Annotated in this window: 11 protein-coding genes and 1 pseudogene; 5 read left to right on the forward strand and 7 right to left on the reverse strand. The window is 39.6% G+C overall.

What is annotated here, in order from left to right; genetic code table 11:
• Window positions 1-33: 33 nt before the first annotated feature.
• Both M1E96_RS10480 and M1E96_RS10485 read right to left on the reverse strand, forming a co-directional pair.
• Window positions 34-1,974, reverse strand: coding sequence for a pyridoxal-dependent decarboxylase (locus tag M1E96_RS10480; protein ID WP_272579800.1), 1,941 nt, complete (start codon window positions 1,972-1,974; stop codon window positions 34-36).
• A gap of 394 nt (window positions 1,975-2,368) precedes the next feature.
• Window positions 2,369-3,379 (reverse strand): NAD(P)H-quinone oxidoreductase, encoded by a 1,011-nt coding sequence (locus tag M1E96_RS10485; protein ID WP_319065972.1) that lies wholly within the window; start codon window positions 3,377-3,379, stop codon window positions 2,369-2,371.
• A gap of 339 nt (window positions 3,380-3,718) precedes the next feature.
• On the opposite strand from M1E96_RS10485, the gene M1E96_RS10490 reads away from it, so the two are divergent.
• Window positions 3,719-4,477 carry an FNR family transcription factor gene (locus M1E96_RS10490; RefSeq protein ID WP_070928604.1) on the forward strand — a complete coding sequence of 253 codons (759 nt, stop codon included), beginning with the start codon at window positions 3,719-3,721 and terminating at the stop codon, window positions 4,475-4,477.
• 132 nt (window positions 4,478-4,609) lie between these two features.
• Window positions 4,610-5,551, forward strand: a complete 942-nt coding sequence (uspE, locus tag M1E96_RS10495) for a universal stress protein UspE (protein ID WP_070928606.1) — start codon at window positions 4,610-4,612, stop codon at window positions 5,549-5,551.
• 63 nt (window positions 5,552-5,614) lie between these two features.
• Here uspE and pntB read toward each other — a convergent pair whose 3' ends face one another.
• Both pntB and pntA read right to left on the reverse strand, forming a co-directional pair.
• A complete protein-coding gene (gene pntB, locus M1E96_RS10500; protein ID WP_272579890.1) occupies window positions 5,615-7,003 on the reverse strand; it encodes a Re/Si-specific NAD(P)(+) transhydrogenase subunit beta in 1,389 nt (462 codons plus the stop codon).
• Window positions 7,004-7,016: 13 nt separating this feature from the next.
• Window positions 7,017-8,549: a Re/Si-specific NAD(P)(+) transhydrogenase subunit alpha gene (gene pntA, locus M1E96_RS10505; protein ID WP_070928608.1), complete on the reverse strand. Its 1,533-nt coding sequence runs from the start codon at window positions 8,547-8,549 to the stop codon at window positions 7,017-7,019.
• Between the two features lie 383 nt (window positions 8,550-8,932).
• On the opposite strand from pntA, the gene ydgH reads away from it, so the two are divergent.
• Complete coding sequence (gene ydgH, locus M1E96_RS10510; RefSeq protein WP_070928610.1) at window positions 8,933-9,883, forward strand: DUF1471 family protein YdgH; 951 nt, start codon at window positions 8,933-8,935, stop codon at window positions 9,881-9,883.
• A gap of 40 nt (window positions 9,884-9,923) precedes the next feature.
• Here ydgH and M1E96_RS10515 read toward each other — a convergent pair whose 3' ends face one another.
• The 3 genes and pseudogenes from M1E96_RS10515 to M1E96_RS10525 form a co-directional block, all read right to left on the reverse strand.
• Entirely contained in the window at window positions 9,924-10,028 is a 105-nt protein-coding gene (locus M1E96_RS10515; RefSeq protein ID WP_369427521.1) for an integrase core domain-containing protein, read from the reverse strand.
• A gap of 25 nt (window positions 10,029-10,053) precedes the next feature.
• Window positions 10,054-11,460 carry an IS66 family transposase gene (locus tag M1E96_RS10520; RefSeq protein WP_369113421.1) on the reverse strand — a complete coding sequence of 469 codons (1,407 nt, stop codon included), beginning with the start codon at window positions 11,458-11,460 and terminating at the stop codon, window positions 10,054-10,056.
• A gap of 107 nt (window positions 11,461-11,567) precedes the next feature.
• Window positions 11,568-12,685, reverse strand: a pseudogene (locus tag M1E96_RS10525) (IS3 family transposase); the annotation flags it as partial.
• Between the two features lie 324 nt (window positions 12,686-13,009).
• Here M1E96_RS10525 and M1E96_RS10530 point away from each other — a divergent pair.
• Together M1E96_RS10530 and M1E96_RS10535 are read left to right on the forward strand one after the other, a co-directional pair.
• Complete coding sequence (locus M1E96_RS10530) at window positions 13,010-14,401, forward strand: amino acid permease (RefSeq protein WP_140180158.1); 1,392 nt, start codon at window positions 13,010-13,012, stop codon at window positions 14,399-14,401.
• A 457-nt stretch (window positions 14,402-14,858) separates the two neighbouring features.
• Window positions 14,859-15,386, forward strand: a complete 528-nt coding sequence (locus M1E96_RS10535) for a fimbrial protein (RefSeq protein WP_140180160.1) — start codon at window positions 14,859-14,861, stop codon at window positions 15,384-15,386.
• Window positions 15,387-15,419 lie beyond the last annotated feature (33 nt).

Below are 15,419 nucleotides of genomic sequence, written 5' to 3' on the forward strand. Positions count from 1 at the left end.
GATTCTTCATATTGAGTTCCTAAACCAAATGGCCTATAGAGTTATTTTTTGTTTTGAATGAGTGACTTTATTTTCTTCATCTATAAGTTGCTGTAATTTGCTTACGAAAATCCCCTTTAGCTCTTGCCAAAAATCGCTAAAGTGCTGCTTATCACGCAAGCAATGAGTCATAATGGCGGCACGCAAAACATACAGTGAGTGTGTTTTTTCCCATTCCTGATCGCTAAACCCCATGAGTCGACAAAAATTTTGAGGGTTATCACCATACTCTTCAGCGGTTAGCGACGTCGATGAAGTGAGAAAATCGTTTGTATAAGAACGGCCAGCAGCATAGGAACATAATTCATAAAGTCGTTTATTAAGCTGATTTTGCTTTTCTAAGGAACGATTCCCCACTTCCTTGAACATAAAATTAACCATATGAAAATCAGGGGCTGGCATCGTCACAATTTCAAATTTACGCTCTTCGATTTCAAGTGGCGCGGAGGCATTCATGCTTTCGATCAACCAGTTTGCCGTGGTGAGTCCAGCGGCTATCACCTTGCCATAACCAAGTATATTTAAAGGTACTAAGCGGTGAGCAGCCCATACTGCCGCAGCAGTTGCCCCCGCTTTTGAGCCTTCCATGATCGAAGAACCTAACAAAACATTTTGTGGTTTTTCTGTTTTTCGCCCTTTTTCTACAACTTCTTCGAAAACATAAGCCGCATGGTAAGAAATAAGATCAACAATACGTTTATCTTTCATGCAAATAGCGCCAGCTGCATAAGGAATAAAGCCGACTTTGTGAGGATCAACGGTGATGGAATCGGCTTCCTGCAAAGCTCTAAAACTTTGGTAGACATCCCGCTTAGGCCAAACAATATCTGGGGGGAAAATACCTTCATTATGATAACGCTGGATCAACATCTCATATTCAATAAATTGATTGTTTTCATCTCTGAACATGGCACATGCGTAACCTGCATAAGCAGCATCAATATGTATATAAAAAGAGATGCCAAAACGCGACTCACATTCTTTACGTAAAGCAATCAGTTCAGCTACATTGTCAATTGCACCGGTTTCCGTTGTTCCAACCACAGCGACAACGGCTAAAATAGGCTCACCTTGCTCAATTAATGAAAACACAATTTGCCTCATTTGAGCTGTATCGGTGCGGTAGCTATCATCAACAGGCAGTTGAACGATATTTTGCTGCCCTAATCCCAAGATATCCATCGCTTTTAGCCATGAGTAGTGCTTCGACTGTGGAACAAGCAATTTACCTAATTTGCCTTGTTCAACCCCCTCACCTCGGCACGTCATATCTCTAACTTCTTCGAAGATACCTTTTTTCTTTAATTCATCAATCAAATCTAAAACAGCATTAGTTGGCATATTTAATAATGCCCTTTCTGTTTTATCTTTTAACAAATGCTGTGCCTGTGGGTGTTTAGACATTGCTAATGGTAACGTTTTAATATTACGAGCAACCCATAGCCCCTCATAATTAGCAACGGTCCCCCCCGAGGTAATATGCCCCCAAGAGCGATTTACGTCATAACCAAACATAGCACACAGATCTAACCCTGCTTCTAGCTCTAATTGAGTTGTTGTCGGTGAAGATTCTTGAGCACAATTATTTGGGTTATACATCATTGCCATAACATAGGCGAGATTGGAAATCATCAAGGTGTCCGCATTCATGTGCCCCATATAACGCGGTGAAAACCAAGGAATTGACGTTGTTTTTAGCTTTGAGGATAGTTGATTTAAAATACCTTCGGTACGATATAAAGTATCCCGGTAATCGGGGGCATAACGGTCAACCGTAGTCACATATTCAGGATCTTCAGGATGGTAACCAGAGCGCCAATGCATATGTTCAGTGACTGCGTATTCCATCATCTCTTTGAAAAACACTGCATTTTCAGATTTAGGCCCAAGGAATAACGCATCTACGTTCATTTTTGAGTTATTAAAATTTGTCATTATCACTACACCTTTAAATTATCACCCATGATGAAAGGTCATATTTAATTTAGGTAACTACTATCATTGGAAAGTGATATAACGGAATACATGTCTTTAAAAGACAAGAATATATTAATAATATTGTTGTCAGTTAGAAATTTTTGATAGACAAACCGTTAAAAAGCCAACTTAGGTATAGATATAATCCATATTTATTAAAATATTAATAAACGTTTCTTTATTTAAATCGGATTTGTGCGCAAGAACAAAATTTAGAAAAATTGTCTGCTGTAAAGAGATATTTACGCCAAAATAGCTTGAAAATGTAAAAGAATTGTTATAGATGAGGCATATAAACCAACCATGATAACACGAGTTTACCATGGTTTTCAAAAAGTAAGATTAAATTTAATCAGTTGTTTGTTAACACTATTTTTCCATACAAATCGCCTGATTCCATATACAAATGCGCATCAATCACTGCACTCAATGGATATATTTTGTTAATAAAAGGTTTTAATTCACCTTTTTGCAACATACCCCATACCTGCTCTTTTAATTCCTGAGCGATACTCGCCTTCTCGGCGATAGTACGGGAACGCATCGTTGAACCGGTGTGAATCAATCGTTTTAACATTAATGGCATTAAATTAAGGTTTTTAGGATTTCCCTGCATCATACCAATCTGTATGATCCTGCCGAACTTAGCAGCAACCTGATAATTTTTAGCTACATAATCACCACCCACAATGTCAACAACCATATCAACGCCTCGTGAATGGGTATATTCAAGCGTTTTTTGAACAAAATCATCATTTCGGTAATTAATGATACAATCAGCACCTAATGATTTAGCGACTTCCGCCTTCTCGACAGAACCAACGGTAGTTATTACTGTCGCACCAAACGCTTTCGCCAGCATAATAGCCACAGAGCCTATCCCAGATGTTCCGCCATGGATCAAAACGCTTTCGCCTTTAGATAATTTACCTATTTGAAATACATTGGCCCAGACAGTAAAAAAGTTTTCAGGTACCGCAGCACCTTCAATAAAAGATAAATTACCTAAAGGTAATGCGATGTCTTTATGTACCAAACAGTATTCTGCGTAACCCCCTCCAGCTACTAGCGCACAGACTCGCTCTCCAATCTGCCACTGCTCTACATCATCGGCTTTGGCAACAATAACCCCCGCAATTTCTAACCCTAAAATTGGCGATGCATCCGAAGGCGGTGGATAAGCTCCCATACGTTGCAAAACATCCGGTCGATTAACCCCAGCGGCTTCAACTTTAACTAGTAAATAGCCTTCAGTAACAACAGGTAAAGGTTGCTCAATAATTTGCAATTTATCTGCACTACCAGGAGTAATAACGTCGACGACTTTCATCGTAGTGGGAATATTTAATTGGTTATTTTCCATTTATGGCTCCTAGGAACTTTCAATTTAAACCTAATATTACAAGTTTGTTTAAATATTAGGGGGAATGTTAATTTTATGATTGTCAAAATATGAATTTCAAATAAATATGAGTGAGACTATCCATTTTACCTATTAGCGTTTTTTCTGTTTTATTACCGCTTAAGTTAAATTAATAATATCATAAAGTTATTTATATTTGTGCGTAATTGCTCAACTCTTTTGTTTTTATACGATTTTCTTTTCTAGATAATTCTGTTTTATCTTTCTACTTATCAGTCGCTTTATCTTATGTTAAAATTGACTCATATCAATAATTTTAACTTGTATTGAGCATTTAATATGATCCCAGAAAAAAGAGTTGTTCGTCGCATCCAGTCTGGTGGCTGTGCTATTCATTGTCAGGATTGTAGTATTAGCCAACTATGCATTCCTTTCACATTGAATGAACACGAACTGGATCAACTTGATAATATTATCGAACGTAAAAAACCTATCCAAAAAGGCCAAGCATTATTCAAGGCTGGCGATGAATTACGTTCTTTGTATGCCATCCGCTCAGGAACAATCAAAAGCTATACCATCACTGAAGAAGGTGATGAGCAAATTACCGGTTTCCATTTAGCAGGTGATTTGGTTGGTTTTGATGCAATTATACATACACAGCACCCAAGTTTCGCACAAGCCCTTGAAACATCAATGGTTTGTGAAATTCCATTTGAAACACTTGATGATTTGTCAGGCAAAATGCCGAATCTGCGTCAACAAATTATGCGTTTGATGAGTGGAGAAATAAAAGGTGATCAAGAAATGATCCTTTTATTGTCTAAGAAAAATGCTGAAGAACGTTTAGCTGCATTTATTCTTAATTTATCTCATCGTTTTGCAGAACGTGGTTTCTCTCCTAGAGAGTTCCGTTTGACCATGACTCGTGGTGATATTGGTAACTATTTAGGCCTTACCGTTGAGACCATTAGCCGTCTTTTAGGACGTTTCCAAAAAAGCGGTATGTTAAGTGTGAAAGGTAAATACATTACTATCGAAGATATGGAAAAACTAACTGATATTGCTGGTAAAGTTTCCACTGTCTCCTGCCCATAGTGCTATTTCACAGGTCACAAATTTCAATTTGTGACCTCTCACTATTATTTTTTATCAATCCTTGCCTATTTTTCCTCAATACCTTAGTTTATCTTTAGTTAAGGAATGTCCAGCCGTTATGAGGATTTTAATATGGCAAACTATAGAAATCTCCTAGTTGCAATTGACCCAAATCAGGATGATCAACCTGCATTACGACGTGCTGTCTATATAGTGCAACGTAATGGTGGACGGATTAAAGCATTCTTACCTATCTATGATCTTTCCTATGATATGACGACCTTACTCTCCCCAGAAGAGCGGGACGCTATGCGTAAAGGGGTCATTAACCAAAAAGCTGCGTGGATCAAGCAACAAGCTCATTTCTATCTCGAAGCAGGTATTGAGATAGAAATTAAAGTTATTTGGCACAATAAACCTTATGAAGCAATTATTCAGGAAGTTATTAGCGGTGAACATGATCTGTTATTAAAAATGGCTCACCAAACAGACAACTTTGAATCGATTATTTTTACACCTCTAGATTGGCATTTATTAAGAAAATGCCCTTGCCCTGTTTGGATGGTGAAAGATAAAGTTTGGCCGGATCATGGCTCTGTTGTGGTTGCCGTCAATTTATCGAATGAAGAGTCTTACCATGATGACCTTAATATCAAATTAGTTGAGAAAACTAAAGATTTAGCAACACGTATTGTCAAAGAGCAGGAAATTCATTTAGTCAGTGCTTACCCTGTTGCACCGATGAATATCGCTATCGAATTACCTGATTTTGACCCAAGCCTCTATAACAATGCTTTACGTGGTCAGCATCTCATCGCAATGAAAGAGCTACGCCAAAAATTTTCAATTGATGAAAAATATACCCATGTTCGTGAAGGCTTACCTGAAAAAATCATCCCTGAAATGTGCGAAGAGCTACATGCAGGGGTTGTAGTACTTGGAATATTAGGTCGCACAGGTATTTCTGCGGCTTTTCTAGGCAATACTGCCGAACATGTGATTGATAAACTGAAATGTGATTTATTGGCAATCAAACCAGATGGTTTTGTATGTCCTATCACTATTGATGATTAGTCTTACATAACTTTTAGCGTTCTAAAAAGCTCTGTAGCTAATCAACTACAGAGCTTTTATTATTTACAACGATTTCAAAATTGCATCAACACTGGCTTTTGCATCGCCAAACAACATCTGTGTATTTTCTTTAAAGAATAATGGATTTTGCACACCTGCGTACCCAGTATTCATTGAACGTTTAAATACAATCACGTTATTTGCTTTCCACACTTCCAAAACAGGCATACCTGCAATTGGGCTATTTGGATCTTCTTGCGCTGCTGGGTTAACCGTATCGTTAGCTCCAATCACTAATACTGTATCTGTATCAGAAAAATCATCATTAATTTCATCCATTTCTAATACGATATCATAAGGTACTTTGGCCTCAGCCAATAGCACGTTCATATGGCCGGGTAAGCGCCCTGCAACGGGATGAATACCGAAACGGACGTTAATACCGCGCTCACGTAATTTCGCGGTAATATCATGCACAGGGTATTGTGCTTGAGCCACTGCCAAACCATAACCTGGAGTGATAATAACAGAAGTGGAGTTTTTCAATAATTCAGCGACTTCTTCAGCGGTTGTTTCACGGTACTCACCCATTTCTTCTTCGTTGCCCGTTGATGAGCCATCTGTACCAAACCCACCAGCAATAACACTAAAGAACGAACGATTCATTGCCTTACACATAATATAAGACAGTATTGCCCCTGATGAACCAACTAAAGCCCCTGTGACAATCAACAGATCATTACTTAACATAAAGCCTGCCGCCGCCGCTGCCCAACCTGAATATGAGTTCAACATTGAAACAACAACTGGCATGTCTGCGCCACCGATTGATGCCACTAAGTGCCAACCAAATGCTAATGCAATCACTGTCATGATCAACATCGTAAAGACTTGTAGACCAACACTATTTGTCTTTACAAAGATCAGCAACAGAACAAACGAGACAACCAAAGCCGCTAGATTCAATTTATGGCGATTTGGTAGCATCATTGGTTTGGATGAGATCTTACCAGAAAGCTTACCATAGGCGACAATCGAACCCGTAAAGGTTACTGCCCCAATGAAAATACCCAGAAAAACCTCAGTGAGATGGATATTTTCCATCACGGGTTCCAGATGCCCTTCACTGGCAATAAAGCTATTGAAACCGACAAGTACTGCCGCTAAACCAACGAAGCTATGTAAAATAGCAACTAATTCAGGCATTTCTGTCATTTCAACTTTTTTGGCTAAACGGATACCGATTACGGCACCAATCACCATAGCCACGATCATCCAACCGATATTGGCACTATCTGGTCCAAGGATCGTTGCCAATAAGGCAATAGCCATTCCTGCAATACCATATGTATTCCCTCGTTGAGAACTCTCATGACGCGATAGCCCTGCAAGACTAAAAATAAATAGGATAGCAGCAACGATATAAGCTGCTGTCACAACTCCACTTGACAACATAAGTTACCCCTTATCCTTTACGAAACATTTTTAACATACGTTGGGTAACCGTGAACCCACCGAATATATTGATACTGGCGATCAATATGGCAATAAAGGATAGGAAACCAACCCATCCCCCTGAGCCTATCTGCAACACAGCTCCAACAACAATAATGCCAGAAATCGCGTTTGTTACAGACATCAACGGCGTATGTAGTGCATGTGTAACGTTCCAAACAACGTAGTAACCCACAACACAAGCCAGTGCAAACACAGTAAAATGCGATAAAAACTCTTTTGGCGCTGAATTGGCGAACCAACCAAAAAGAATGATTGCCAATGCCATCAAGCTATATTTTACCGCAGGTGACATTTTCTTCTTCTCTGGAGCTTTCGCTTTTTCTGTCGCTTGAGGCTTCGCCTGCGGCTGAGCAGATACTTGAATGGGTGGTGCTGGCCAAGTGATTTCACCTTGCTTAACCACAGTGACACCGCGAATGACTAAATCATCAAAATCAATGTTGATTTGACCATCCTTCTCTTTGCATAACAACTTCATTAAATTCACGAGGTTGGTACCATACAGTTGAGAAGATTGAGTCGGTAAACGGCTCGGTAAATCAGTATAACCAATGATTTTGACGCCATTATCAGTGACAACTAACTTGTCGGCCTGAGTCAATTCACAGTTACCACCTGTTTGTGCAGCTAAATCGACAATGACACTACCCGGTTTCATTGATGCAACCATTTCTTTGGTAATCAATTTAGGTGCAGGACGACCAGGGATCAGAGCCGTTGTGACAATAATATCCACTTCTTCTGCTTGAGCTGCAAATAATGCCATTTCGGCCTTAATAAAGGCTTCTGACATCACTTTTGCATAACCGTCACCACTACCAGCTTCTTCTTTGAAATCTAATTCAAGGAACTCTGCACCCATACTTTGTACTTGCTCTTTTACTTCAGGACGAGTATCAAAGGCACGAACAATGGCTCCTAGACTACCTGCCGCACCAATTGCCGCTAACCCCGCGACACCAGCACCGATAATCATCACTTTTGCTGGCGGTACTTTACCCGCAGCAGTAATTTGACCAGTAAAGAAACGGCCAAACTCATGAGCCGCTTCCACAATAGCACGATAACCCGCAATATTGGCCATTGAACTTAACGCATCCAGTGCTTGAGCACGAGAAATCCTTGGTACAGCATCCATCGCCATCACATTGATATTTCTTGCTTTTAAAGCATCTAATAATTCAGGATTTTGCGCTGGCCAAATAAAACTTACTAAGGTTGCACCTTCTTTAAATAATGGTGTTTCATCTTCTGATGGTGCATTAACTTTAAATACAATATCAGCCGAAAATGCAGTGTCACGATCAACAATTTCGGCCCCTGCCTGCTCATATGCTACATCATCAAAACTAGCTAAATGTCCCGCATCCTTTTCTACACAAACAGTGAAACCGAGTTTAAGTAACTGAGCCACTGTTGATGGTGTAGCAGCAACACGAGCTTCATTGGCAAGTCGTTCTCTTGGTATACCAATACGCATAATGTTCCCTTTTCAAAGCTAAAGTAATTTTGTCTTTATTCAGGTTTACTAAAAATTAACCATATTAGATGGAAAAGTCTTATTTTTAGTCAAAACACTCTTATCATGTCCTAATAACCTACTGAAAATAAGCTTCTTGATCCATAATTGATCTCGATTCTTAGACAGTAAATGGAATTCGCAGTGAAAATCTTAGTTTTAGGTCAATAAAACACTGGATAGCTTAAAAAAACTGGTAATAATGACTAGTCAATCATTATTTATTTCTTATAAAAAGAAAATGATGAGACAACTTGGCAAGTTACGTGTAATAATCACATGCATGTGTTACAACTAAGATCCAGCACTTTTAAAATAAATTGCGCAAGTCGGAAGGATTTTGTATGAAGCTGAAAACTACGGCCATCGCAGCCGCGGTGTTATCATTAATCAGTATTACTGCTACACAGGCAGCTGTTGAACTGACGCCCAAACAGGCAGAAGAGTTAAAACCTTATGAGCGCATAACTGTGACTGGGCGCTTTAATGCTATTTATGAAGCATCCGATGCCGTTTCACGTCGAGCTGATAAAGTGGGCGCTTATGCCTTTTATATCCAAAGCTTAGATGATGTAGGTGATAGCGGTAATATGCGAGTTGTTGCAGATCTTTACCAAAAAGATGCTAAATCAGTAGAAGAAACTAAGCGCCGTGTATTTGGCGGTGTTGAAGAAATGTCAAAGGCAGATGCTGCACAGTATGAACCGTTTGATGCTGTAACTGTAAATGGTTTTTACCCTTCTCAGCCTGACCTATACGAAGCCATTGCTAAAAAAGCCAAAGAAAAAGATGCAGCTTCATTCTATGTGGTGCGTAACGTCGCAGTAAACGATGGTGGTAATACCCTCGCAACTGCTTATATTTACAAAAAAGATGCTCCTAAACGCCAAGTTCAACTTGAAGACGCTGTTGTTCCCGCAGATTCAGAAGCAGGTAGAGCATTACTCGCTGAAGGTGGCGAAGCCGCTAAGAAAGTACGTATTCCAGGTGTAGCGTCATCAGAGGAGCCTACTGTTGCTGTTGGTCGTTTCTTTGAAACTTCAAGCAGCGCTCCGGGTAAAACCAGTGTAACGTTACCTAGTGGTTATGTAATTGAAGAAGTCAATAAAATGGCAGCTGCACAAATGGTACCATTTGATTCGATTACCTTCTCTGGCTATTACACCAATACACCTGAAGTTCGTTACCAAATCGCCAAGCGTGCTGAAGCGAAAGGTGCTAAATACTTCCATATCACTCGTGAGTGGCAGTCTAACGGTGGTAGTGTGACAATTAGTGCTGATTTATTCAAATAAATCATATCACTGACTAGTCCTGATATAGGTTGACAACTTTTCAGGTATAAAATGCTCGATGAACCTCATCGGGCGTTTTATAGTTTAATGATAAATGAGGTCGCCTTTCATTATAAATCTGTATTGATTCTTCAACCGTAACTATTCACCCGCGAGCTATTGACGGTGGTTTACACTAGGAATGCTGGCACCTGATAATTCACTTTGAGCATATGGTGTTCGACGATTTCACGTAACCATTTATAGGCTGAGATCTGCTGAAGCTTGGCAGTCTCTATAAGTGAGAACATACGTTCACGGAACAGATCGCCTCTATATGAGCGAGTCACGTAGCAGCACTTTCTCATCAATATATAATTACGCAGGACACGCTCTGCGGCATTGTTCGTTAACGGGCAGTCTGGATCATCCATAAAGCGCCACACCATTGCATCATCAGACATGAGATTTCGGCACCGACCTCGATAACGTTTCGAACATTGATAACTGCCCAGTTTGAGCCAATGAAGCCAGCTTTTTCTTAACCGCCTGAGCCGGCGATAGTATTGGGTTTTGGTGAGCTTCTCTTCGATATATCGGTGATGGCACCTGAACACACTGTGGGCGATCAACGCGAGTTTTTCCCCGATTTTTTGATTTTCAGGACAAACACTCTCCTCGATAGCGATGACGTTTCGTAAGATGTGCGCCCAACATAGTTGCCGTTTTGATTCATCAATGTATTTGTAGGCTGAGTATTGGTCGGTCACTAAAAGGTGTGAAACAGCTTCTCCAAGCAATCGCTTAGCCGCATGTTGGTTTCGACCGCTGTTGATTTGGAAAAAGGCAACGTCATTACTCAGGGCTGCCCACATCCAGCGTTTCTCATTATTACGTTGATGCGAGGTTTCATCGGCCATAATCAGTTGAGAGGCTTTGACTGTTTCATGGATTTGCGTATGAGTATCTGCTAAGTACTCCGTTACTCGTCCTTGTGCGGCTGATATCGCACCTGTAGAGAAGTTAAGCTGAAACACATCTTTCAGCATAGATTGTATTTTGCCGATGCTTTGATGGTGCTGCGTCGCTTGGATTGCGATAAAACTATGTAGATTTGGGCCCATCTGAACATCAGAGACATGCTCCGGAAGCTCTGCTTGATGCTTATCACCACACCATGAGCACTCACCTTTGAAGACCTGATGCTCAACAAGTGTGTAAGAGATATCTGGCAAATCAAAAATTTGGTGTCGTTTATAAGGTTTTCTATTTGGAATAACACAACCACCGCAATGGCATGTTTTCTTTGGTAAGTATTGCTCAACCGAGGTACTGTCTTCAATAGGGTGAAGCAGTCGGCGGTGGCCTTTATGACCTGGCTGAGCTCCTGGCTTTTTTCCAGATTTTTTCCGATTCGGCGAAGTATTCTTAGCTTTATTATGCAAAGACTGTTGGGATGACGGCACAGAAGAGTTACGGCTATTTTGGTTTAGTCGGTCTTCAAGTTCGGCCAGCTTATTCCATAGAAAATGGATGATATCTTTCGCCTCTTCAGGAGAATCGAAATCTGGTGGTGGAGGTAGTGTTTTCTTATTCATACCTTCAGATTGCCAGCTCAGAAAGATCACTCAAGTCGAATATGGGATCAAGTTAACCTCGTCACATAACTTTGCTGTCAAGGCATCGCGGGTGAAGAGTTACCTTCAACCAACCTCCTAGCCTGTTCTAAATTTCTCGGCTTTATTAACAAATATTCCATTTTTAATATCCCATTGACTCGCTCTGCTAATGCATTTTGATAACAGTCATAGCCATCCGTCATAGAACATTGAATATTATGTTTTTTATGGATTTCCTGATATTCCGACGAACAGTATTGTAAGCCTCGATCTGAATGATGGATCAAGGTCGTGGTTGAACTTCGTTTTTTTAATGCTTGTACAAATGATTTCTTGACGGCTTTTGTTTTCATATTGTCATCAAGATGATAACCCACTATTTTTCGCGAATAAGCATCGGTGATCAGACTTAAATAAGTATCTCCTTCGTGTGTGGATAAATACGTAATATCAGCAACCCACAGTTGCTCCGGTTGTGAAGGGATAAACCCTGATTTAATTAAATTTGGATGTCGATGAAATCGATGATGACTCAATGTTGTTCGATGATATGACCGCTTATTAGGCACTAATAAGCGATGTTCTCTCAACAAAGAAAATAATCGGTCACGACCAATAATTAATTGTTTTTGTTTCAAAAGAAAGTGTAATTTTCTCACCCCAAGCCTAGGGTGAACTGTTCGCTCAGATTTCACAGCACAAACAATAATTGCATCTAATTTTTTCCGCTTATCAGACGTATCTTGACGTTTGTAATAGGCTTGCCGAGTGATTTTCATAAAACGACAAGCTTTGGTTACGGTGAGTTTTTCAACCGTTTTTTCCTTAATAACTCGGCTTTGCGCTTTTTTGAGAGGCGAACTCCAAAATCCCTATCCATCACTTTGACAACCGCCTCAAAAAAATCAGCTTTGAGCTGCATCTCCTCAAGCTCTTTTTCAAGGGCTTTAATGCGTTGTTCAGGTGTTTGTTGCTCCGAGGTTTGGTTCATAGCAGCACCTTTATAAAGAGTATTGGGCGTACCTTCCGACCAATCTAATCTACCATGCTTACGTAACCAAACCAAAACAGTTGAACGCCCCTGTATGCCATATCGATATTGAGCTTGTTTATAGGTGAGCTCGCCTTTTTCTACTTGGTCAACAACCGCCAGTTTAAAGGCAAGAGAATAATCACGTTGAGTTCGTTTACCTATTGGTTTCATTACACTCTCCAATTTTAGATTGGAAAAGTGTCAACTTTATTTAGGACCGGTCACACGCTTTAAAAAGAGCCAGCTTCGAAAGAACTGGCTCTTTTACTTTCTAGATTAATTACCCCACATTCACAATCTCTTATCTGAATAAAAATCTTCTAGAAGTGCATATTTTCCCATTGCATAACTGCCATTTCCTTGTAGAATCCCTGCACTTTATCGTACTAATAGATGAACTATCTATAATTTAAAACCGTTTTAGTTTAAATGCGCAGACAAATTATAGATTTAACGTTATTTTAACTTCTGATTGTAGAATAACCAGGAAATACATTGAAACATACACTTAGTCTCACTGCCCTTACCGCTCTCGTTCTTAGTTCCATGGTAGGCGCCGGTGTATTTAGCCTGCCACAAAACATGGCTGAAGTTGCTAGTCCACTAGCGTTGATTATTGGATGGTCGATCACGGGTATTGGTATCCTATTTCTTGCTTTTTCACTGCTACTACTTTCGCGTATACGTCCAGACCTTGATGGCGGAATTTTTACCTATGCAAAAGAAGGCTTTGGTGAGCTGGTTGGCTTTTGTTCGGCTTGGGGATATTGGTTATGTGCGGTTGTCGCCAATGTTTCCTATTTAGTCATTGTCTTTGCTGCCATTAGCTTTTTTACTGATACCCCTGAAAGAGTCATTTTTGGTGATGGTAATACTTGGCAAGCATTGATTGGCGAATCGATTTTATTGTGGTTTGTGCATTATCTTGTGTTACGTGGTGTACAGACCGCTGCGGGTATCAACAAACTCGCGACTATGGCAAAACTGATCCCATTAGGTTTGTTTATTGTTTTGGCATTCATTGCATTTAAACTTGATATTTTCGACGCAGATTTTAGTGGGATTAGCCTTGAAGTGCCTGTATGGCAACAAGTCAAAGACACAATGTTAATTACCCTATGGGTATTTATTGGTATCGAAGGCGCTGTTGTCGTTTCAGCGCGTGCTAAAAATCGCCGCGATGTCGGCTTAGCCACTGTTTTTGCCGTCAGCTCTGCATTAATTATCTATATTTTAGTCACACTGCTCTCACTAGGCATTATGCCAAGAGCTGAACTTGCCGAGATAAAAAATCCATCAATGGCAGGTTTGATGGTAAATCTGATTGGATCTAGCGGTGAAATTATTATCGCCGCAGGGCTGATCATTTCTGTGTGTGGTGCCTACCTTAGTTGGACCATTATGGCAGCAGAGGTGCCTTATATCGCAGCACAACATCAATCGTTCCCAAAGATCTTTAACAAATTAAATAATAACGATGCCCCTTCATCCTCTTTGTGGCTAACAAATGGTGCAGTACAGCTCTCTTTAGTTCTGATATGGCTAAGCGGTAGTAACTATAATACATTGTTGACTATTGCCTCAGAAATGATTTTGGTACCCTACTTTTTGGTTGGGGCCTTTTTGATTAAAGTGGCTTTTGAACGTCACAATAAGCCACTATTAATGGTCGGCATTGTCGCAAGCTCTTATGGCCTTTGGCTATTGTATGCTTCTGGACTTATTAATTTGATGTTATCCGTTGTACTCTATGCTCCAGGAATACTTGTTTTTTGGTATGCACGTTCACAACAATCAAATCAAGTCGCTTTAAGCAGCATTGAAAAAATAACCGCGCTTGCCATCATAGCTGGAGCCATTCCTGCTACGTACTATCTTTTTGTATAGTGCTTCACTAGGTCACTACATGGGTTATTCCATGTAGTGACCTCTTCTACTCACCTTTGTTTACTATTTACTCCCACTCCTCACATTTTTCCCTTGATAGCCTTTTTATATACTTACATTCCGCGCTTTTGCTGCATTAGGTTAACGCAACCCACTAGCATGTTGTAACTAAACCACCTTATTTAAATGAAGTGGTAATGGTTAACTAATTTAGTATTAGTACCCTTTTCTTGTTTTTCACAAGAAAATTATCAGCATATTAACCTAAAAAAATATCTAGTTACTAATTCAAATAATAGAAAGTAGTTACTACTGATAAAAAAATATGCGTAAATTTCTTGATTTAGTTTATCTAAAAATACCTCTTTTTCGTTCTCTAAATGGCCTTATTATATTGCGCACAATTCGTTGGTTATTTTAAATAAACATAGCAATACATCATTTACAAGGTTATATAATGAAAAATATATTAAAATACGTACTAATTATTCTATCTTTTAGTTCTTCTTTGTCTTTCGCTGTTGATGGTGAAATAAAGTTTGTAGGTAGTATAATACCCACAGCTTGCTCCATTGATACTGATTCAGTTCATAAAGTTGTTAATATGGGCAAAGTTTCAGCCTCCTCTTTCAATAATAAAAATAGTGTTGCAGCAGCAACACCTTTTAGGATCACGCTATCCAATTGCCCTACTGACTATAAAAAAATTCAGTTTAAATTTGATGGAAAAACCGATCAATCTAACCCAAGCTTATTAAGCCTTTCAAATAATCCAACCTCTACGCCAGCAACTGGTGTAGCAGTTGCCCTTTATGAAGAAAATAGTATTCGCCGTATTCCTTTAAATGGTAGCACCCAATTTAAGGAAATATCACCGAGTAAAACAGTTGAAATGAATTTTGTCGCTAAATACATCGCGACTAGCGATCAAGTAACGCCAGGTTCCGCAGATGCATTAGCACATTTTAGTATTATTTATCAATAAAGTGGAGAGAGGAAGGAGAGAATATATTCTCTC

This window comes from Providencia sp. PROV236 (assembly GCF_033676985.1).
GTDB classification, from domain to species: domain Bacteria; phylum Pseudomonadota; class Gammaproteobacteria; order Enterobacterales; family Enterobacteriaceae; genus Providencia; species Providencia manganoxydans.